Source organism: Companilactobacillus nuruki (assembly GCF_002872255.1).
Classification (GTDB): Bacteria; Bacillota; Bacilli; order Lactobacillales; family Lactobacillaceae; genus Companilactobacillus; species Companilactobacillus nuruki.
This window is the reverse complement of sequence record NZ_NIPR01000025.1, coordinates 1-20,192: the sequence shown is the minus strand read 5'-3', so window position 1 is coordinate 20,192 and position 20,192 is coordinate 1. Positions and strand designations below refer to the sequence as shown.

Annotated in this window: 17 protein-coding genes; 5 read left to right on the top strand and 12 right to left on the bottom strand. The window is 32.3% G+C overall.

Annotated elements, in window-relative coordinates:
* Positions 1 to 232: 232 nt before the first annotated feature.
* A complete protein-coding gene (gene ppsA / locus CBP76_RS07810) occupies positions 233 to 2,629 on the bottom strand; it encodes a phosphoenolpyruvate synthase (RefSeq protein ID WP_102196344.1) in 2,397 nt (798 codons plus the stop codon).
* A gap of 263 nt (positions 2,630 to 2,892) precedes the next feature.
* Entirely contained in the window at positions 2,893 to 3,309 is a 417-nt protein-coding gene (locus CBP76_RS07805; protein WP_102196343.1) for a nucleoside 2-deoxyribosyltransferase, read from the bottom strand.
* Between the two features lie 94 nt (positions 3,310 to 3,403).
* Between CBP76_RS07805 and CBP76_RS07800 the strand changes: the two genes are divergently transcribed.
* Entirely contained in the window at positions 3,404 to 4,558 is a 1,155-nt protein-coding gene (locus tag CBP76_RS07800; RefSeq protein WP_102196342.1) for a CAP domain-containing protein, read from the top strand.
* Between the two features lie 154 nt (positions 4,559 to 4,712).
* Here CBP76_RS07800 and bglX read toward each other — a convergent pair whose 3' ends face one another.
* From bglX to CBP76_RS07755, 9 genes are all read right to left on the bottom strand, one after another.
* Positions 4,713 to 6,938, bottom strand: coding sequence for a beta-glucosidase BglX (gene bglX, locus CBP76_RS07795; RefSeq protein ID WP_102196341.1), 2,226 nt, complete (start codon positions 6,936 to 6,938; stop codon positions 4,713 to 4,715).
* 13 nt (positions 6,939 to 6,951) lie between these two features.
* Entirely contained in the window at positions 6,952 to 8,214 is a 1,263-nt protein-coding gene (locus CBP76_RS07790) for a PTS sugar transporter subunit IIC (RefSeq protein WP_102196340.1), read from the bottom strand.
* 113 nt (positions 8,215 to 8,327) lie between these two features.
* Complete coding sequence (locus CBP76_RS07785; protein ID WP_102196339.1) at positions 8,328 to 9,170, bottom strand: AraC family transcriptional regulator; 843 nt, start codon at positions 9,168 to 9,170, stop codon at positions 8,328 to 8,330.
* A 215-nt stretch (positions 9,171 to 9,385) separates the two neighbouring features.
* A complete protein-coding gene (locus CBP76_RS07780) occupies positions 9,386 to 10,207 on the bottom strand; it encodes a Cof-type HAD-IIB family hydrolase (RefSeq protein WP_102196338.1) in 822 nt (273 codons plus the stop codon).
* A 150-nt stretch (positions 10,208 to 10,357) separates the two neighbouring features.
* The gene (locus CBP76_RS07775) at positions 10,358 to 11,161 is read right to left on the bottom strand and encodes an aldo/keto reductase (RefSeq protein ID WP_102196337.1); all 804 of its coding nucleotides are present in this window, start codon (positions 11,159 to 11,161) and stop codon (positions 10,358 to 10,360) included.
* Positions 11,162 to 11,224: 63 nt separating this feature from the next.
* Positions 11,225 to 12,625 carry a glutamate decarboxylase gene (gene gad, locus CBP76_RS07770; RefSeq protein ID WP_102196358.1) on the bottom strand — a complete coding sequence of 467 codons (1,401 nt, stop codon included), beginning with the start codon at positions 12,623 to 12,625 and terminating at the stop codon, positions 11,225 to 11,227.
* A 97-nt stretch (positions 12,626 to 12,722) separates the two neighbouring features.
* Positions 12,723 to 14,150 carry a PH domain-containing protein gene (locus CBP76_RS07765; protein WP_102196336.1) on the bottom strand — a complete coding sequence of 476 codons (1,428 nt, stop codon included), beginning with the start codon at positions 14,148 to 14,150 and terminating at the stop codon, positions 12,723 to 12,725.
* Positions 14,140 to 14,625 carry a PH domain-containing protein gene (locus CBP76_RS07760; protein WP_102196335.1) on the bottom strand — a complete coding sequence of 162 codons (486 nt, stop codon included), beginning with the start codon at positions 14,623 to 14,625 and terminating at the stop codon, positions 14,140 to 14,142. Before CBP76_RS07760 ends, CBP76_RS07765 begins: the two co-directional genes overlap by 11 nt.
* A gap of 204 nt (positions 14,626 to 14,829) precedes the next feature.
* Positions 14,830 to 15,402 (bottom strand): helix-turn-helix transcriptional regulator, encoded by a 573-nt coding sequence (locus CBP76_RS07755; protein WP_102196334.1) that lies wholly within the window; start codon positions 15,400 to 15,402, stop codon positions 14,830 to 14,832.
* A gap of 190 nt (positions 15,403 to 15,592) precedes the next feature.
* Here CBP76_RS07755 and CBP76_RS07750 point away from each other — a divergent pair, with 190 nt between their 5' ends.
* Positions 15,593 to 16,582: an aldo/keto reductase gene (locus tag CBP76_RS07750; RefSeq protein ID WP_102196333.1), complete on the top strand. Its 990-nt coding sequence runs from the start codon at positions 15,593 to 15,595 to the stop codon at positions 16,580 to 16,582.
* A gap of 75 nt (positions 16,583 to 16,657) precedes the next feature.
* On the opposite strand, the gene CBP76_RS13080 is transcribed toward CBP76_RS07750, so the two are convergent.
* The gene (locus CBP76_RS13080; RefSeq protein WP_133120391.1) at positions 16,658 to 16,855 is read right to left on the bottom strand and encodes a hypothetical protein; all 198 of its coding nucleotides are present in this window, start codon (positions 16,853 to 16,855) and stop codon (positions 16,658 to 16,660) included.
* A gap of 203 nt (positions 16,856 to 17,058) precedes the next feature.
* Between CBP76_RS13080 and CBP76_RS07740 the strand changes: the two genes are divergently transcribed.
* The 3 genes from CBP76_RS07740 to CBP76_RS07730 form a co-directional block, all read left to right on the top strand.
* The gene (locus CBP76_RS07740) at positions 17,059 to 17,490 is read left to right on the top strand and encodes an NAD-dependent epimerase/dehydratase family protein (RefSeq protein ID WP_166667224.1); all 432 of its coding nucleotides are present in this window, start codon (positions 17,059 to 17,061) and stop codon (positions 17,488 to 17,490) included.
* Positions 17,491 to 17,967, top strand: a complete 477-nt coding sequence (locus CBP76_RS07735; protein WP_102196330.1) for a Rossmann-fold NAD(P)-binding domain-containing protein — start codon at positions 17,491 to 17,493, stop codon at positions 17,965 to 17,967. It abuts the gene before it with no gap.
* A 337-nt stretch (positions 17,968 to 18,304) separates the two neighbouring features.
* Positions 18,305 to 20,192 (top strand): lectin-like domain-containing protein (locus CBP76_RS07730; RefSeq protein WP_342746076.1); only part of this gene is annotated, 1,888 nt, incomplete at its 3' end.

Genomic DNA, 20,192 nt, shown 5'->3' with positions numbered 1-20,192 from the left:
ACAAGACACTAAGTAGCAAAGCTACGAGGCATCTTGTCCGGTCTTGATATAAAGACCTCCGATGAATTTGAAACGTTATTAGAAATAGTACACTGATTAAATATTTATTTCAAGCATCATACATAATAGGAATAAAAATATTTTTTGATTATTAGATTTATCCATGTATTTCCTTATTTTCTCCAGCAAAAAGACTACGAATTAATATATACGTAGTCTTTTAAACATCTAATTATTTCCAATCATAATCAACAGGATCATTCAATCCTCTACCCGTTGCCTTATCTAACATAATACGTTGTTCAAAGTGTGCTACATTGCGTTTGGTTTCCTTAACCATATCTGGGTTAACTGAAACATAATCAATTCCGCTTTGAATAAGGAAGTTAGTAAATTCTGGATACTCTGAAGGTGCTTGTCCACAAATGGATACTGTCTTTCCATCTTTATGAGCAGTCTTGATTAAGTGACGAATAGCTCTTTTTATTGAAAGGTCACGTTCGTCAAAGAGACTAGCAACTGTGTCATTATTTCTGTCACAACCCAAGATCAACATGGCTAAATCATTAGAACCAATTGAATAACCATCGACAAATTTATTAAATTGATCTGCCAAAATAATATTTGAAGGAATCTCGGCCATCATATAAACTTTGAAATCCTCCCCACGAATCAATCCTTCATCTTGCATAATATCAGTTACTTTTTGTGCTTCGGCAACCGTTCTAACAAATGGAATCATCACGTTCAAATTCTTTAAACCATATTCATTTCTAACTTTTTTAACTGCTGCTAATTCTAATTTGAAGGCTTCAATATATTTTGAATCGTAGTAACGTGAAGCACCACGCCAACCTAAGAGGTCGGCTGGTTCATTAGGTTCGTACTTCTCGCCACCCTTTAATTTCCGATACTCACTTGATTTGAAATCAGAAAGACGTAATACGACTGGTCTTGGTGCCATAGCTCTTGCAACCTTAGCTATTCCGCTAGCCAGCATGTCAACAACTTTTTCTGGATGTCCTTGTTCAATCAAATATAGTGGATGCTCATGAATATAGGTCGTCCATAAAAATTCTTCACGCATTAGACCAATACCATCAGCTGGCAATGATGAATATTTATCAACCAATTCAGGATCGCCAAGGTTCATCATGACTCCTGTAGCTGTAGGTGCAAACGTTTCTGCAGCAACCACTTGTCCGTTTGCTGAAACTTGTGGAGTGTTCTTTTTAAGAATACTTTCAACTTTGCCCATATAAACAATTCCATTTTTAGCATCAACTGTAACCACATCACCAGTCTTTAGCGCATCGGTTGCGGCAACGTTTTGACTCTTTGTTCCAACAATACATGGAATCTGCATCTCACGAGAAACGATTGCAGCATGACAAGTCATTCCTCCACTGTTAGTCACAATAGCAGCAGCCTTCTTCATTGCAGGAACCCAATCAGGAGAAGTCATCAAAGTAACTAATATTTCTCCATCCTTAAACTCATTTATATCTTTAGGATCATCAATAACATGAACAACTCCGCTTGCTAAACCAGGACTTGCAGGCAATCCTCGAACAGCAATTTTTGCATCTGCTTCTGCAACCACGTTATCATCTCCAACGCTATTTTTATTCTTTTTTTGTGACCAAACCGTTTCCGGACGTGCTTGAACGATCCATAGTCGATCAGTATTTGTATCCAAAGCAAATTCCATATCCATATAACAACCATAATGGCGTTCAATTTCTTTAGCATAGCCAGCTAGCTCGATTACTTGATCATCAGTTAAAACTTGTTTATCTTGTAATTCTTGAGGAACTGCTTGTTCAATTGTTCCTCCATTTGGAACTCTCATTAGTTCAACAGTCTGCTTAACGACGTTCCTCTCAACAATTTTCATTGATTGCTTATCAACAATAAAGTGATTTGGTGTAACTTTTCCTAATACAATATATTCACCTAATCCATAAATTGAATCAATAACAATTTTTGATTCGTCCCCATCAGCAACATTTACGGAGAACATGATTCCCGAGGCTTTAGAAAATACCATCATTTGGACAGCTGCTGAAAGAGCAACTTTTTCATGTGGAAAGCCTTGTTTATGACGATAATATGTTGCTCTATCAGTAAACAGTGAAGAATAACATTGCTGTACCCGGTTAACTACATCTGCAGCACCCTTGATATTAAGATATGATTCTTGCTGACCTGCAAAAGACGCATTTGGCAAATCCTCAGCCGTAGCGGATGATCTAATTGCTACAAAAGGATCTTCTTGACCCATCTTCTCAGCTAGATCAGCATATGCCTTTTCTATATCATTAGTTAAGTCAGAAGGCATTTGAGCATCAACTATTAGGTTTCTAATTGTTTCACAAGTTTTATGAAGTTCATCTGAATCCTCATAATCATTCATATCTTCTAATAATTGATTAACTTTTTTATTCAAACCAGTTTCTTCCATAAAATATCTATATGCATGTGCTGTCGTAGCAAAGCCATAAGGAACTGGTACATCCATAGAAGAGGTCATCTCTCCTAATGAAGATGATTTTCCTCCTACCAAATTAACATCCTTTCGATGCAATTCATTGAACCATAAAATATTCGCAGTATCTCGATCACTCATAATATTACCTCCATGTAAGTTTTGATCAAAAACTCATTTTATAAAGAAGCAAAATAATTCATTAAAATAATTGTGATTACGTTCACATTATAGTCCATCTCAGGATGATGTGTAAACATGTAAAGAGAAGATGTCCAAATATTTCTGCTTTTATTTTCTATACTCACAATATAAAAGGGAATTTAATTCTAATAAATTTCTATTTCAATTCACAATAATATGATTAAACAAATTAAAAAGATCATAAACTTTTTATAGCAAGTTTATGACCTTTTTAATTCCTTACCCAAAATTTTTTCAGCCTCTTCTACCGTTTGGTATTCAAAAATTTTAGTAAAATATTCTGTTCCAGCTATCATTGCCGAAAGTTGGGTACCATTTGAACGATGCAAAACAATTACAGGTTTATTTAATCTCTCTGCCATTGCCAATTCATAACCAACACCCAAGCTGGGATTAGTAGCTTCAGCGATAACGATGTCGCTTTGTTTTAGCCAGTCAATATCACGGTTACGAATAAAGCTATCCTTAAGTTGATTTTGTCCCTGTATAGAAAGATTGTAGTCACCAATATGCTCTGTTAAAACCTGATGATCATTTTTTAAGTAATTAATCAATTCTTTGTATATTTCTACATCGTTACGTCCACCACGAATTGAAGCTGCAAAATATATTTTCATTATAAAATACCTTTCTTTGTCAAAACTGCCTTTTTTAATTTATCATTATAATATAGAATAATCAGTATGATAACGAAATGAGGGATGTAGCATTATGTTTTCTAAATCTAAAAAGATGGCTGTTTTAATAGCCACTAGTGCCTTTCTTGCTACAAGTTTTGGGGGAAATATAGTATTTGCGGATTCAAATACAAATTCTAATAATACGACCATAACTAATAATACTTCAACAGCTGATAACAACCCCTCAGTTATGATTGCATCCCAAAGCAATTATAAAAATATAGACGTGGCTGCGGTAAAAAAAGCCATGTTAACAGAGCTTAACCGTCTAAGAATACAAAATGGATTATCTTCTTTAACATCAGTAGATGTTCTAAATAACTACGCCCAAACTAGAACCGACTCATTTATAAATACCGGCAGTGTTGACGATCATGCTAATTGGAATACTTCTCTAATGTATCCGTACAACTTCACCGCTGAAGAAAATATCGCCCAAATGCCATACTATATGATCAATTCAACCGATCCATCAATTATCGCTGAAAAAATAACTAATGAATTTTATAGTGAGTTGTACAATAAAGTTCCCGACTATGGCCATAGAAAAAATATGCTTAACCCTTATATTAACTATGTAGGAATTGGCCTAAGTATTTCAGACAATGGAATGATTTACTTTTCACAAGAAATGGGTAACAATCAAGCATCATATAGTAAATATGATCCTAACGATTTAAATAATTATTATCAAACCAGATACAACGATTATGCTAATCCTTCTAAATACGATATAGCCGATGCTAATAAAAAAGGCGATGATTACGTTAATCGTAATAATTACACCACTGCTGATATGCGTGGTGGCGTGACTACTAAAAATTATGTCACTCCTCTTTATGATCGTTATGGCAATAAAAGTGGCCTAGAAATATCACCTAATTCCGATTGGATTTCCGATGTAGTTGCAACCATAAATGGAAACAATTACTATCATATAAGTAATAACGGTTTTGTGTCAGCTGGTGATGTACTACCTTGGGCAAAATTTTTATATGGTTCTAGCATAACAGCTACTGCCGATGCCAAAATTTATGATAATAATGGCAACTTCACTGGTCAAACCGTTAATTTTGGTAGTAAATGGATTATTGACAGACGAGCAGTGAATCCAATAACAAATATCAAAATGTATCGCATTGGTACTAATTCTTGGCTACAGGATAATCAGACTAAATTAAATTAAACTTTTACACTTCATGGTTTACTGTGAGGTGTTTTTTATTTAAAGGGGAATTTTGATGGTAATTTAAAAGTTACACATATCCTGTCTTATCGAAGTTATAAAAAATTATTAAAAAAAATAGACTGAATAATTAAATATTCAATCTATTATTTTTTTACTTCAAATTAAATGTTATAAATTTTTTAACATTACTATTTGAGCCAATAAATACTTGAAATTCACCAGGTTCAATAGTTATTTTATTATCTGCTCCATAAAAACTGAGCATATCCTTACAAATATCAAATGAAACTACCTTGCTCTCATAGGCGGAAAGCAATACTTGTTTAAATCCTTTGAGATTCTTAACGGGTTGGACAACTGATGCAAATGGATCTCTAATATAGAGTTGAACAGTCTCAATAGTTTTAATATCACTATTATTTTTTAGTGTAATAGCTGCAGTTATCTTTTCATTCCTATTCATCTCATTAGACGATAATTCAATGTCACTATATTCCACATTACTGTAGGATAAACCATATCCAAAAGGATATAGTGGCGCATTGGGAATATCCAAATATCTAGACATAAATCTACTACTATGTTTCGAAGTTTCTATTGATCTTCCTGTGCTATAACCATTGTAATAAATCGGCAATTGTCCAACATCAGAAGGAAAACTCATTGACAAGCGACCAGATGGATTTGATTTACCAAATAATATGTCGGCAATGGCATTTCCACCTTCTGTTCCAGGGAACCATGCTTGAATTATTCCATCAACTTTAGGAACAATTTTAGTTAATATTAAAGGTCTTCCACTAATATTAATTAAAATAATTGGTTTATTAAGATTTGCTAATTTATTCAATAATTTCAGCTGATTATCTGGGAGTGTTAACTTACCACGACTTCCAGCTTCTCCACTTTCAATAGTATGCTCTCCCGCAGCAAAAATTATAACATCAGAATTCTTAGCAATTTCAATTGCTTTTTTATTATTGTTTTCTTCAATTTTATCTGAAGAAACAATTGAAGAAATCTGTTCATCATTCAAACCAATTCCTGACAACATTTTTTTATCTCTTAAAATATCAGTTCCTTTTGCCGTCTTCAACTTGGAAGAATCAAGATATTTCCTTATACCATCTTCAATAGTAATTGTTTCACTTCTATCTCCATGCACAGCCCATAATCCTAATAATTCATGTTCATTCTCGTATGGTCCAATTAATGCTATGTTTTGATTACTCTTATTATCTAAGGGTAAAATATGATTTTTATTTTTAAGCAAAACCATTGCTTCAGTGGAAACTTTACATGCAAGTTTTCTTTTTTCAGAAGATAGAACTGACTTCTTCTCCAATTCTTCTGAAGAACCACGATAGGGATCTTCAAATAATCCCAATTCATTTTTTAATTTCAATACTCTCCAAACAGCATTGTCAATTTTATTCTCATCAAGTCTACCTTCAGAAATTAAGGGTTGTAATTGACTAGCATAACAAGGAGATTTCATATCAATATCAACGGTAGCATCCATTGCCAATTTGGTAGCTTCTCTATTATCCTTAGCAAATCCATGCGCTACTAATTCCGATACGGCAGCATAATCACTAATAATAATACCTTCAAAGTTCCATTCCGTACGAAGAATATCCTTTAACAACCATTTATTTCCAGTCACAGGTACACCATTCAATGTATTAAATGAAGTCATTACCAATTTTGCTCCAGCATCAACTGCTGCTTTGTAAGGAGGTAAGTAACTCTGACGCAATCTATTTTCAGATATATCAACATTATTATATTCACGTCCAGATTCAGCTGCACCATAGGCCGCAAAATGTTTAACACATGAAGCAATACCACGTTTAGGTAATTCTGATTGAAACCCTTTAACCATAGACTTTGCAAATTGAGAATTTAAATATGGATCTTCTCCAGTTGATTCAAGAACTCTCCCCCACCTAGCATCATGTACTAAATCGACCATTGGTGCAAAAGTTACTTGATTACCACTTGCATAGGCTTCATCAGCGGTATTTTTATATGCTTCCTGAATCAATTCAGGATTCCATGTTGCTCCCAATCCCAATGGAATTGGATACACTGTTTTCAAACCATAAATAATATCGGACATAAATATTAAGGGAATATGATGCTTTTGTTTTTTTATATATTCATCTTGAATTCTATGTGTTTCCCTAGCTCCCACAACATTAAGGACTGATCCACATAAATCAACCATTTTACTACTAATACCCAATTTCTTCTCAGGTCCAGTAGAAATATCATTATTAGAACTAAAGAATTCTCCTGATAATTGAATTAATTGTCCAATTTTTTCATCCAAACTCAAATCATTTAATAAATTTTTTAAGTCTTTTTCATTCATTATTTCAGATCCTTTATTTTTCTTGTTGTTCCAACTTATATGCTTTATTATCCATATGCTTAAACCATGGGAACCATAATAATGGTGATAGGACTAACTGTAAAAAGACCTGTAAAATAATGATTGAAATATGTCCCTCAACAGCAGCATGAAATCCTAATGGCAATCCAAACACTGCTTGAGCCCCAATAAACCTAGCAACAATTCCAGCCTTAGTTAACAGATAAGCAATAATTAAGGCAATAGTATTATTAGTAATAAAAGGAAAAACCAAATCAAAGTTTAAAACAAGTGGCGTACCAAAAATAACTGGTTCTGTAATACCAAATGCTGCAGGAATTATAGCCAAACGACCTAATTCTTTATATTGTTTACTCTTGGCAAATAACATTAAAATAACAAGTCCTAAAGCCAATCCACTCCAAGTGATAACATTAAAAAATGCCAAACCAATAATATTTGGAGGAGTTTGTCCCTTAGCAACAGCGCTTAAGTTTTCCATATCCATCGATAACCAAATTGGCGTAACGAGTGGCAACACAACATTAGTTCCATGAATTCCAAAAAACCATAAAATTTGCATTAATAAACTCACTAAAATCATTGCCCAAATCGATCCACCAACACCACGTAAGGGTTGTTGAATAAGTGTAAATACCATTTGATGAACGTTGCCATAACTTGTTAGAGAAAATAAATAACTAATAATTGCAAATAAAGTACCAATTAAAAGTGATGGAATTAAAGCACTGAAAGCATCGGAAACCATTGGTGGAACACTTGAAGGCATTTTAATTGTCCAGCCATGTTGTTTAATATAAACATATAATCTTCCAACAATTAACCCAACAATCATTGCAGAGAAAACACCTTGTGATGATAACCATGTTGTTGGAATAGCCGAAACATTCCCCCCCTTATGAACAATCTGACCTAATGGCGTCAAAATTAAGAAACTCATTAATGAAATAATGCCAGCTGTAAAGCCATCATCATGTTTCAGATAATGTGGTACCAAAAACTTTGCCATTAGAAAAGCAATATACAAAGCTAATGAACCAATTGTAAAAGTATTGACCGCTGTCAATACAGTTGCTAAAGCTGTAATTTTAAGTTTTTGTGTAAAAATTGATAGTAAAACAGCAATTGATCCTAAAATAACCGGACCTAAAGTAGCCATCATAGCTCCCATTATTGTTTGTAAATATTTGTTAGTGCTTATCTTGTCCAACGTAGGAGTTATCCTAGCGAAAAACGCTTGTAATTTATGTTTCATTTTTATATCCCCCTCGAAATATAAGTTTTTATAATTTCTTTATTACAAGTATTATTTTAATAGCTTAGACAAGCGCTTTCATGTTCTTTAAAACCCTAAAACATGTAAATATATTACTTCTTTTGATATAGGTCACGATATTTTCTCGGTGACATTTGATAAGTTCTCACAAAGGCATTATAAAAATTACGATAATTTACAAAACCCGCATCCATGGCAATACTCAATAAATTTTGATTTGAATGTATTAATTTCTTAAAAGCATCATCTAGTCTTATAGTATTCACATAATCTGTAAAACCTACGCCCAAATATTCCTTAAAATATCTAGAAAAATAATTTGCAGAAAAATTGAAGTGATTTGATACGTTTTCTAGATACAATGTACTTTGATAATTCTCATTTATATATGAAATTACTTCTGTTAAATTATCTAGTTTTTTATCATTTCTTCTTATTTGTTCATTATCGACCCCAACCTTAGTAAATCTTAATAACTCCGATAATAAATGATAAACTTCAACCATTGATTCCAGATCTGCTTGAATACTATTTGTATTATTTAATTCATCAATCTTATCCAAACTACTAAATAAAGTTTTGTCTTCCAACTTGTTCTTCAATGTATTTACTGAAAATAACCATAATCGATTGTATTCCCCCCTACTAACTTGTTTCAAAAATGTCAACGGAAACTGAATTACCAAAATATGATTTTTTTCTGGACTTTGCGTCGAATGAATTTGATTAGGATTAATAACTATCAAATCTCCTTCTTCCAAAAGATATTCAGCCTTATTTTCCCAAACTTTTAAACTTCCTTTAATGCAATATAATAATTCTGTATTTTGATGCCAATGTTTTGGAATATATTTATCGAGATTTTTAGCTGAAAAAGAAAATATTTTGACTGGTAAATTACTGACATTTTTAATAATCTCGTGATTTATTGCCATACGATAACATCCTCAATTTTTATTTGACATCTATATATTACTAAATAAAATAAATCATTCACAGAAATAAACAAAAAGGTTATTATTGACCATCGACATCACCAAGGAAAATCCTATTAAGTATGGCAATTAAGACATATTACATCAGGTTATTAATTACTTAATGCCAAACAAAAAGAACTTATCCGTAATATTAATGGATAAGTTCTTTTTACTTATAGTACAAATTTATTAATAACCTCGGCCAAAGCATCATGATTATTATCAGCCTCAGTAATATATTTAGCAGTATCCTTAACAATATCTATCCCATTAGCAACACTAACGGGTAACCCAACAGCTCTCAACATTGGCAGATCATTACTATTATCGCCAGCTGCAATGATTTCTTCAGGTTTGATATTCAATAATTTTCCCAATTGAACTGACGCGCTGCCTTTATCTATTCCGGCTGGATTAAATTCAACGTACCGACCTGAAGAGAATGTCACTGCAAGTTTTGTAGAATCAACCTGAGCTTCAACACCCCGACGCATTTGTTTACGCTCTTCAACAGTTGGCAAAGCCATAATGACTTTCATAATATTCTTATCCTTGAATTGATCAAAGTCTGGTGTCTTCATTTCTTCAAAGGATACGCCACGGTTAATTAAATAAGATGAATCTTCTGGTACTGGGTTGTAAATATATAGAACATCTTGTGTATATACATGTGTTGCTGCCTTTTTATTGGCTGCACCCACTTCAAAAACGGCCTTTGCAACATCAAATGGCATAGCATTGACGGCTAAAGGTTTATTGCCTTTGTTTTCTAAAATTAAACCACCATTATAAGAAATCGAATATTGGTTAGGTTGATTACGTAAATGCATCTTTTCTAAATCATTTTGAAATGATGTATAACTACGTCCTGAATTGGGAACAAAATATACTCCCTTAGCAGTGGCTGCTTGAATAGCGGCCGCATTTTTTTCGGATAAACTTCCATCATCATTCATTAATGTCTCATCAAGGTCACAGACAATCATTTTATACATATTAAAATCCCTCTCAATTTTTGATACTGCTTTCACTTTAACTAACTAATCATACAAACGCAACCGTTTTCTTTCCTTTTATTACAATGAAAACAAATAGACCCAGTAATAATCAAAATATGATTATTACTGGGTCTCAGACAATAAATTCTAATAATTAAGATGTTTATCTTGATCTAAATTATTGATTGCCTCAATTTCATCATCAGTAAGTTTGAAATCAAAGATATCAAAGTTCTCTTTAACTCGACTAACCTTAGACGATTTAGGAAAAATAACGAATCCTGTATCAATATGCCAACGCAATACTACTTGTGCTGCAGTCTTTCCATGTGCTTGGGCAATCTTATTGACTACTGGATCTTCCAAAATCAAATGACCATGTCCAATTGGTGAGTAACCTTCATTAACAATGCCATTAGCTGTATCAAAATCCCCCAGCTCTTTTTGAACTTTATACGGATGACGTTCAATTTGATTAACCATTGGTTTAACCTTTGCCATTGCAAATACTTTTTCCAATTGTTCCTCAGAGAAGTTGGATACTCCGATTGACTTAACCTTTCCTTGATCATAAAGAGTCTCTAAGGCTTTCCATGTATCTAAAGTTAAATCAAAATTATCTTCATTTGGCCAGTGAATTAAATACAAATCCAAATAATCCATCTGCAAGTCTTTTAACGTTTGCTCAAATGCAGCCAAAGTCTTATCGTAACCTTGATCCTCGTTCCAAACTTTCGATGTTATAAATAGGTCTTCTCTCTTAATTGAAGCTTTTTGAAACGCTTCACCGATGGCCTTTTCATTACCATAAATATGAGCACAATCAAAATGACGATAACCATCAGTCAGAGCACCCTCAATAACCGCATCAACGTCTGAACTGTCAATTTTGTATGTTCCAAATCCTAGCATTGGAATAGAAACATCATTATTTAATTTTTTGAATTGCATAAAAATACCTCCATTATTAATTAAACTACTATTTCTAATAATTCTAAATTCATTTGTTTTCAATCAATGTGTAAATCCATATTTTTTTAATGGCACCTTTTTATCAGAATGAATAATTCCCTTATTCAAAACCTCAATCGCAGAATTAAAATCCTCCGCGAAATCATGTGCCATGTTCATACCCAAGTCAGCTCTCACAACAATTCTTTGAACCACCTCAGTCTCTAAATTTTCAGGCAGCGGATAAGCAGGAACCTGCCAACCATGCATTAAAAGTCGATCTGATAAATCATAAAGATTCCACTTAAGATCTTTATTCTTCTTAATTCGATAGCATATTACCGGTAATCTGGATCCATCATTAACCAATTCGAACAAGTTAGTTTTATTGATTTCATCCGCTATGTACTTGGATACTTTATGAGTTCTCTGATGTATCAATTTATAACCCGTGTATCCAAAGCGAACAAAGTTATAATATTGACCTATTATTTGGGATGCTGAATGAGAGAAGTTAATTGCCATCGTTGGTAATTCTCCACCAAGATAACTAACTTTGAAAACTAATTCTTCGGGTAAATATTTTTTATCTCTCCAGACAATCCAACCAACACCAGGATAGACTAAACCATATTTATGTCCTGAAGCGTTAATTGATATAACATTTTTTAAACGAAAATCCCATTTTAATTCCGGTTCCATAAATGGTGTATAGAATCCCCCAGATGCGGCATCAACATGAATATAAACTGGAAAATCAGTTTTTTCATTGTACTGATTTACCAAAGAGTCTAGCTTTTCAATATTGTCATATTGTCCAGTATATGTAATACCCAATATTCCAACAATTCCTATTGTATATTCATCAACATAGTCCATAACTTTTTCCATGTTCATTGACATATGATCCAAGTCGATTGGAACTGTTCGCAATTCGATATCCCAATAAACACAGAATTTTTCCCAACAAACTTGATAACCGGAACTTATTACCAGATTAGGTTTCTTCTTATTAATATCTAATCCTTGTTTCAAAGCATTTTTACGCCAGTTAAATTTCATTGCCATTCCACCCAACATACAGGCTTCAGATGATCCAATCGTTGACGTTCCCAAATAGGATTGATTGGAGTCGGCATTCCATAATTTGGCAATCATATTAACACATCTATTTTCCAAATCTGCCGTTCTTGGATATTCGGATTTATCAATTGCATTTTTAGACAGAGTTTCACTCATCAATTTCTCTGCTTCAGGCTCCATGTAGGTTTGACAGAATGTTGCTAGGTTCAATCGAGCATTACCCTCATCTAATAACTCGTCTTTTACCAATTCATAAGCTTCCCTTGGTTCTATGGATTCGTCATTAAGCTCATATTTGGGTATATCATTGCTCTCTTCACTAGTTCCAAAAATAGGTTTTAAATATTTTTCTTCTTTTTGATTGTGTTTACCATACAACATTGCCATTTTCATCATCCCTACTTTCATTTATTTTTTATTGTTTCTTAATTCAAGATTAACAAAAAACTTTTAATAAAGGAAAGAATATCCATGTCACTCATTTTTTATACCATTCCACAATATTATTAATTTCAAATTGTGGTTGATAACTAATTCTAAATCTTCTTTCGCCTACTCCTGATCTTATATTAACTATCAAACTTGCTATTTTTCGCTTATTTAACCAAATACTATCTTTTCTTCTTATATATTGAATATTTCTTTTAGGAACGTAAATAGTTTGTTTAGTCATTAAATAACTATTTTGTAATACCAAGAATCTTTCATCTATCAATTCTGATTTTGAACAACGGCTAACTAGATAAGCTGGTACATACCAGCATGCTGATTCAATTATTATTAAAATTCCAGATACCCATGTTAAATGAAATAACCACAATATAACTCCAGCTATTACAATTACCGGAATAGTAACATTTCTCAAATAGTAATAGTATGTTAATTTCCTTGGCTTAACGGCAACGCCATTCTTAAATGGAATATCAGGAAAAAATTGTTCCATAAACTTCTTCAATTGCCCAGACTTAATAACTGGCATAATAATCACATCTTTATCAGAACTATTTTCCTTAGTATTTGAAATAACTACTAACTTTATTGTAGCAATGCCTAAGAGAGTTCTAATAAATGATTTTTTAATAATAATTGCCTGAATACGATTTATTGAAATATCAGTTCGTTTGACTTGGAATAAACCTCGAGTTATTTCAAAATGGCCATCTTTCTCGACTAAAGTAAAATGATAATATTGGGATATTAGAACCAAAGCCGAAATTAAATAAAGAATCAATAATATTAACAATATAATTAATAGAAGTAACATAGATCCTAAATGCGAAAATTCATTTGCAGCAGTTTGATAAATTTGTTTATCTATAAAACGTTGTATTTTACCATACATTGCCATAATCAATAACAATCCGCTTAAAAAGGTTGAAGACGTTAAGGAGAATTTTATTAAGTCCTTCCAAGTAATAGAATAAGTATTTTCATTCTGCTTAATTTCTTTTACTTGTTCATTGTTCCATTGATCACTACGTAGGTTCTCTATTTCCTGTCGTAATTTATTAGGTACAGCTTTTAATTCAACTTCGGCCTGTTCAGTTTGGCTTGCCGTTTCAATTTTCAATTCCTCTAATCCAAAAGGTTTTAAGAAGAACCATTGATTAGTCATCACATTTTGAATCCTATCATATGGTACATGATTAATTTTTTTTACAAAAATTCCCGATTTAGTAACAATTTCATCTGACAGTATTTGATAAGTGAACATCCAATAATTCAATAAGGTTGTAACAATAATAAAAAACACAAAAATAACTCCAATACCAACCACTATATCCTTTGATTTTGTATTGGTAGTTCCAATTACTGAGATGATAAATGGCAAGATACCCTCTTTGAATGATTGGTATAAGAAAAAAACTAATGCGGCCGGATGCAGATGTCTAGGCTTAGATGTCATTTTTTGCCTCCTGCGCCAATTTCATTATTAATTCTTTCAAATTATTGGCTTCATCATTTTTTAAACCCGTAATTTCTTCTGAACCTGCCGCCGTCACAATGATAACTTTTTGAAGATTTTTCCAACGGAGAATTGGTCCCTGCTTTAAAGTAACATTTTGAATTCGAGCAATTGGCATAATTATTTGCTTTCTAAAAAAGAAACCATGATGCAATTCAACTTGTCGTTCGTCAATATAATAAGTCCAAAAATTCCAATGGTAAGTCACCAAAATTAATTCAATTAATAATACTAAGATGGCAGTAATTAATAAGATTAAAGTTGCTACTCCTAACCCCTTTTTCATATCAATAGGTGCAAATATTCTCCAGATAAATATTGCAATAGTAATAGCAATTAAGATCAAAAAATCCATTATGGCATTTAATCTCCAAATACTTTTTATTTCAATCGGTAACTTCTTTATATTGTTCATATATTCTCCCTGAATATTGTTTAATTTCAGTCTAGCAAACGTTTATTTAGGATTGCAAAATTATTTAACTCAAATAAAAAACTAATTTAATAACCATTTCTTAATGGTCAACAAATTAGTTTTTTTATAACTATCAACAAAACACAAATTCATTATCTTGATGTAAACAATCGCTTTCTGAACCAAACGACATGAAGTCAAACCTTATAATAACTTTATAAATAACAAAATGATTTCAGAAATAATTGCTGTTATCAAGGCACTACCTATAAACATGAGTAATTCAACTTTCCAATACCCGTTTCTATCTCTGATCTTCTCGTCGTCACTCAATTTACGACCTTCCATAAAAGCTATAATTTCTTGATACGTTCTCAAATTGCCCTTTCTTTTGATAGAATCTACTTTAATAGATGCACTTATCCCAATAATAAACAACATTATTGCCACTGCAAGACCCCATTTGGAAAATAAATACGTTAAAGGAATTCCCACAACTACACCAAGAGATAAAAAAGCTAACATAATCTTTGTCCAAATATCTAAATCATGATTCATTAATACTCGTTTCATTATTCCAAGGTCCCCTTCTACTAGATCATTAAGGGATACATTAAATAATAAACTTAAAAGTAATAGACTATCAACATCTGGGTAACTTTTCTTGTTCTCCCAATTCGATATTGTTTGGCGCGATACGTGAATTTTATCTGCTAGGTCTTCCTGAGAAAATCCATATTCCTGACGATACTTTTTTATTTGATCATGTAATTTCATTATTTAACACCTCTTTAATGAATAGCGTAAATCATCATAACAGGATCATCTATCAAATATCCTTTACATTACAAAATTTTAATAATATATAACGGCGTTATATATTATTGGAAGTTTCAAAAAGATACTATTATTGATAATACGTTTTCATTAGAATATTATTAAATCAGTTAATAAGGAGGATGATTTTATGTATTCAGCAGCAAATAATCGTTATTCAAATGGACTAGTTCGTCATGCAGGCGAGAGTGGTTTAATGCTCCCACCCATCTCGTTAGGATTATGGAAAAAATTTGGTAGTGCTGACCCATTCAACGATAGGCGGAAAGTTATTTTGCACGCTTTTGATAAAGGTATTTTTCATTTTGATAATGCTAATCATTATGGTGATGGGGACTTCGGTAGCTCTGAGAAATTACTTGGACAAATACTAAATGATGAATTAAAATCCTATCGTGATGAATTAGTCATCTCTACTAAGGTTGGATATGAAATTCATGACGGCCCTTATGGTATTGGTACCTCCAGAAAATCTTTAATTCAAGGAATCAACGATTCTTTGAAACGTTTAAATTTGGATTATGTCGATATCTATTATGCTCATCGTTACGACGAAACTACTCCAATTGAGGAAACTGTTCGAGCACTTGATGATATCGTTAAATCTGGTAAGGCATTATATGTTGGAGTGTCAAATTACGAAGCACCACAATTAAAAGAAGCTATTACACTATTTAAAAAATTGGGTACCCCCTTTGTACTAGATCAAATGAGTATGAATATTTTAAATAATCATGTTGAGAATAGTGGGATTATTGATATATTGAAAAAAAATGGTGCTGGAGCAATCGCTTATGGTCCATTAGCTGAAGGATTATTATCAGACAGATACCTCAAAGGGATTCCAGATAGTTTCAAGATTCATCATACTAATCAATATCTTTTTGATAATGGTAAAGATACTTTAATTAACAAACTTAATTCATTGAATAATTTGGCTAAGAATCGTAATCAAACACTTAGTCAGTTTGCATTAGCTTGGCTATTAAGAGATCCTGTGGTTGCTAGTGTAATTATTGGTACTGCAAGTATTGAACATCTTGATGATAATTTGAAAGCACTTGATAATCTTAAATTCAGTGATGATGAAGTAGAAGTTATTAATAATATTCTAAAATAATTTCAGAATAAAAAGAATGCTAGTTCGAGACCATTAAAAATGGTTTTTGAACTAGCATTCTTTTTAATAATCCATTTAGGACAATAAAATAACCTTTTCAAGAAGTTTTTTTATTTGAAAACTATCATTTTGAGTATTCTTCATAATAACTTGTGGGTTAAAAAAAATAATTTTATCTCCATAAGAGTCACCAATTGGTAACTCTATTGATTTGCCCAATACAGTTCTTTCTTCCAAATAAATTTTTTGGACACGTAGAATATTTCCATTCATAATATAAGCCCAAACTCTTAAGAAATGATTTAACTTGCTTAAAGTATTCTTATCATATTTTAACTTATTTAAATAGTTAAAATTTCTATTAATAATACTAAAAAGCAAACTGACAGTCTATTATAAATAATATATATTTTGATTAGATGATCAAATTTCAAAGTGTTAGAATATTATCTATTAAAAGATTACGAGGCGTTATAATGAAAATTTTTATAACTGGAGCAACTGGAAATGTAGGATCACTGGTTACAAAAAAATTGGTTGATAGCAAGAACGAAGTAATTGGTTTGGCTCGTTCTAAAAACAGTGAAGAGAAATTAAAGTTAGTTGGCGCTACTCCTTTACGTGGCAATCTAGAAGATTTAGATATTTTAAAAAAAGGTGCAACTGAATCAGACGCCACAATACATCTTGGATTTGTAAATAATTTTGTAAATCCCCAAAGGGCTAACACTATTGATGCAAATGCAATTAATGCGATGGGCCATGCAATAAAGGGTACTCAAAAACCGCTTATTGTAACTATGAGACTCGGAGGATTATTTCCTAATCATATTTTACTGGAAACAGATACTGGATTTAATGGTATTGAAAAAATTATTTCTAGAAAATCCAAATTAATTGCCAGATAATTGATCTCTCAAGGCATTAATGCCAATGTAGTTCGTTTGGCCATGTCTGTTCATGGAAATGAACGTTATGGATTAGTTTCACTATTAATCCAACAAGCAAAAAAGAACAAATTCGTATCTTATTTTGGTAATGGTGATAATTATTGGAATGCTGTTAACGTCAACGATGTCGCAGACTTATTTATTTCTGCTTTGAATTACACTCAAAGCCCAAAACACAGTTTACATGTTTTTAATGCCGTAGCCGAAGGAAAATTACCCACGAAAAAAATTGCCGAGACCATTTCTAATAAATTGAATCTTCCCTTAAAACAACAACCTTCTTTGGAGTTTCACAATAATGAAATAAATCAAATATTTATGGTTGATAAATCGTTTGCTGGAAATTTTCCTGTTTCAAATGAATTAACAAAATCTAAATTGAATTGGCACCCAAAGGGCACTGGGTTGCTTGAAAATTTAAAAATCAGCTTATAAATTAATAGCTTTCACGATTGAATTTGTAGTTCAATCGTGAAAGCTTTTTTTATACCTTCAATGTATATGTTTACACTAATTTTCTTTTATTATTTCAATAAACTAATTCATTCTTTAATCATAATTATTTATTCTAAATTATTTTTACCGATCATCTAAATAATATTAAAGCGACTATCATGATATTTGGTTTCGTTTTAAAATAAGTTATTTTTTAAATCAAATTATATTTAAAAAGAATGATTTTATAACAAATTATTATTATTTTATTAACAATTGGTTAGACCACTGCTATACTCAAGAATATACAATTACTAAAGTATTTATGGGGGATATTATGAAAAAATTTTGCATAAAGAATGGCTTAGTACGTAATTCACTATTAAGCTGCGTTGCTGCCTTGACAATTGGTACTGGATTAATGATCAACTATCAAACAGTTAAGGCTGATGACGCTTCAACAGAGGAAACATCAAAGGAAACTCAAGATGGTCCGACTGTTGCCGACACTACATCTAATACTGATAACAACACTCAATCATCCAATACCGATGATAAAATTACAGATAATTCAAATACCGTCAACAATCAACAACAAACTACTCCAGAATCTACAACTTCTGTGACTCCTGTGGCTAGTGATAGTAATTTGAATTCAGTAACTGTTGATAAAGATAATTTTAATGACTATTTTACAACCCATGGTTCTGCTACTTATGATCAAAATTCAGGTATCGTTACTTTAACACCTGACCAAAATAATAAAGTTGGTAATTTTACATTAAACGAAAAAATTGATTTGAATCAAGATTTCACTCTTAAAGGACAAGTAAATCTTGGTAACAAAACCCAAAATAAAGGTGGAGCCGATGGAATGGGCTTTGCTTTCCATACTGGTAATACAGATGCTATTGGTAACGCCGGAGGTAATATGGGTATCGGTGGTTTACAAAATGCCATTGGATTTAAATTAGATACTTATCATAACAATTTTCAAAGCCCTGGTAGCAATAAAACAAATGCTGAAATAGATTATAATAATTCTAATGACTTTGGTTGGTCAGCTGATCCTTCTGGCTCTACCCAATTTGGATCATTCGTTTATACGACATCTCAACAGATCCCAATGAATAATGGTACTAAAGTTCAAAGATGGTGGGCTGATTACGATAAAAACTCTGTTCAAAAAATAAATGACAGTAATTTGGATGGACAATTTCATGATTTTTCAATCGAATATGTAGCATCAGATAGAACTATTACTATTACTTACTATGACGATAAAGGAAATCCAATGACTTGGAACCATGTAGTTCCAAATAACTTTGGAGATTCATTAGCTTTTAGTGTTACCTCTTCAACTGGTGGTAACAAGAATTTACATCAATTCAAACTTGAGAGTTTAGAGTTTTCCACCGCAGCTACTGTTAATGTTAGACACATCGATTACTTCACAGGTAAAGATCTTGTTGAGGATACCGTAACCTACCCTAATGGAGCCGTAATGGGGGCTAACTATGAGACGGCACAAAAGGATATTCCTAATTACGTATACGTTGGATTAAACAATACGACATCTAATGTAACTGTTGGTGGTGTCAAATTAAAGGTTCCTATAAATGTTAAAGGTGCTGAAAAGAGTTTACCTGCATCTGGAACTATGGATCAGGAAGGAAATAATGGTACAGTTGTTTACGTTTACATGCCAATTCAAGAATTAGATGTCAACGCTAAAAGAAGCGTAGTCAATGAAACCATTCATTATTTGGAACAAGGTACTAATGACACTTTAGACTCAGACTACAAAAACTCCATTACTTTCCTTCAAGGTACTAAGGATGGAAAATCAGTTACGTTATATCATAACGACGAAGATTCATTGACTGATCCTAATGCTTGGCACAATGCTACTGAAGGTGCAAGTTTTAACGCTGTTAAGAATCCAACTATTCAAGGATATCATGTTGTAGAAGTTGACAAAAATGATGCTGATCCTGATGACTTGTCTGAGGTAGAATCTAAAAATACTAGTTATGAGGGTGCTGATCAGGAATATACTGTTTATTACACCAAAAATAGTTCAGAAGGTGGTAACGGCGGTAATACTGATAACCCTGATCCCGAAGAACCAACCGATCCTGAGAATCCAACCGATCCTGAGAATCCAACCGATCCTGAGAATCCAACTGATCCTGAAAATCCAACCGATCCTGAAAATCCAACCG

Excerpts from the sequence above, each read along its gene's own strand:
- CBP76_RS07750 (WP_102196333.1), top strand. The coding sequence starts at position 15,593 with ATGTATTCAGCAGCAAATAATCGTTATTCAAATGGACTAGTTCGTCAT.
- gad (WP_102196358.1), bottom strand. The coding sequence starts at position 12,625 with ATGTTGTATGGTAAACACAATCAAAAAGAAGAAAAATATTTAAAACCT.
- CBP76_RS07790 (WP_102196340.1), bottom strand. The coding sequence starts at position 8,214 with ATGAAACATAAATTACAAGCGTTTTTCGCTAGGATAACTCCTACGTTG.
- CBP76_RS07760 (WP_102196335.1), bottom strand. The coding sequence starts at position 14,625 with ATGAACAATATAAAGAAGTTACCGATTGAAATAAAAAGTATTTGGAGA.
- CBP76_RS07740 (WP_166667224.1), top strand. The coding sequence starts at position 17,059 with ATGAAAATTTTTATAACTGGAGCAACTGGAAATGTAGGATCACTGGTT.
- CBP76_RS07755 (WP_102196334.1), bottom strand. The coding sequence starts at position 15,402 with ATGAAATTACATGATCAAATAAAAAAGTATCGTCAGGAATATGGATTT.
- CBP76_RS07800 (WP_102196342.1), top strand. The coding sequence starts at position 3,404 with ATGTTTTCTAAATCTAAAAAGATGGCTGTTTTAATAGCCACTAGTGCC.
- CBP76_RS07780 (WP_102196338.1), bottom strand. The coding sequence starts at position 10,207 with ATGTATAAAATGATTGTCTGTGACCTTGATGAGACATTAATGAATGAT.
- CBP76_RS07775 (WP_102196337.1), bottom strand. The coding sequence starts at position 11,161 with ATGCAATTCAAAAAATTAAATAATGATGTTTCTATTCCAATGCTAGGA.
- bglX (WP_102196341.1), bottom strand. The coding sequence starts at position 6,938 with ATGAATGAAAAAGACTTAAAAAATTTATTAAATGATTTGAGTTTGGAT.
- CBP76_RS07765 (WP_102196336.1), bottom strand. The coding sequence starts at position 14,150 with ATGACATCTAAGCCTAGACATCTGCATCCGGCCGCATTAGTTTTTTTC.
- CBP76_RS07805 (WP_102196343.1), bottom strand. The coding sequence starts at position 3,309 with ATGAAAATATATTTTGCAGCTTCAATTCGTGGTGGACGTAACGATGTA.
- CBP76_RS13080 (WP_133120391.1), bottom strand. The coding sequence starts at position 16,855 with ATGAATGGAAATATTCTACGTGTCCAAAAAATTTATTTGGAAGAAAGA.
- CBP76_RS07785 (WP_102196339.1), bottom strand. The coding sequence starts at position 9,170 with ATGGCAATAAATCACGAGATTATTAAAAATGTCAGTAATTTACCAGTC.
- ppsA (WP_102196344.1), bottom strand. The coding sequence starts at position 2,629 with ATGAGTGATCGAGATACTGCGAATATTTTATGGTTCAATGAATTGCAT.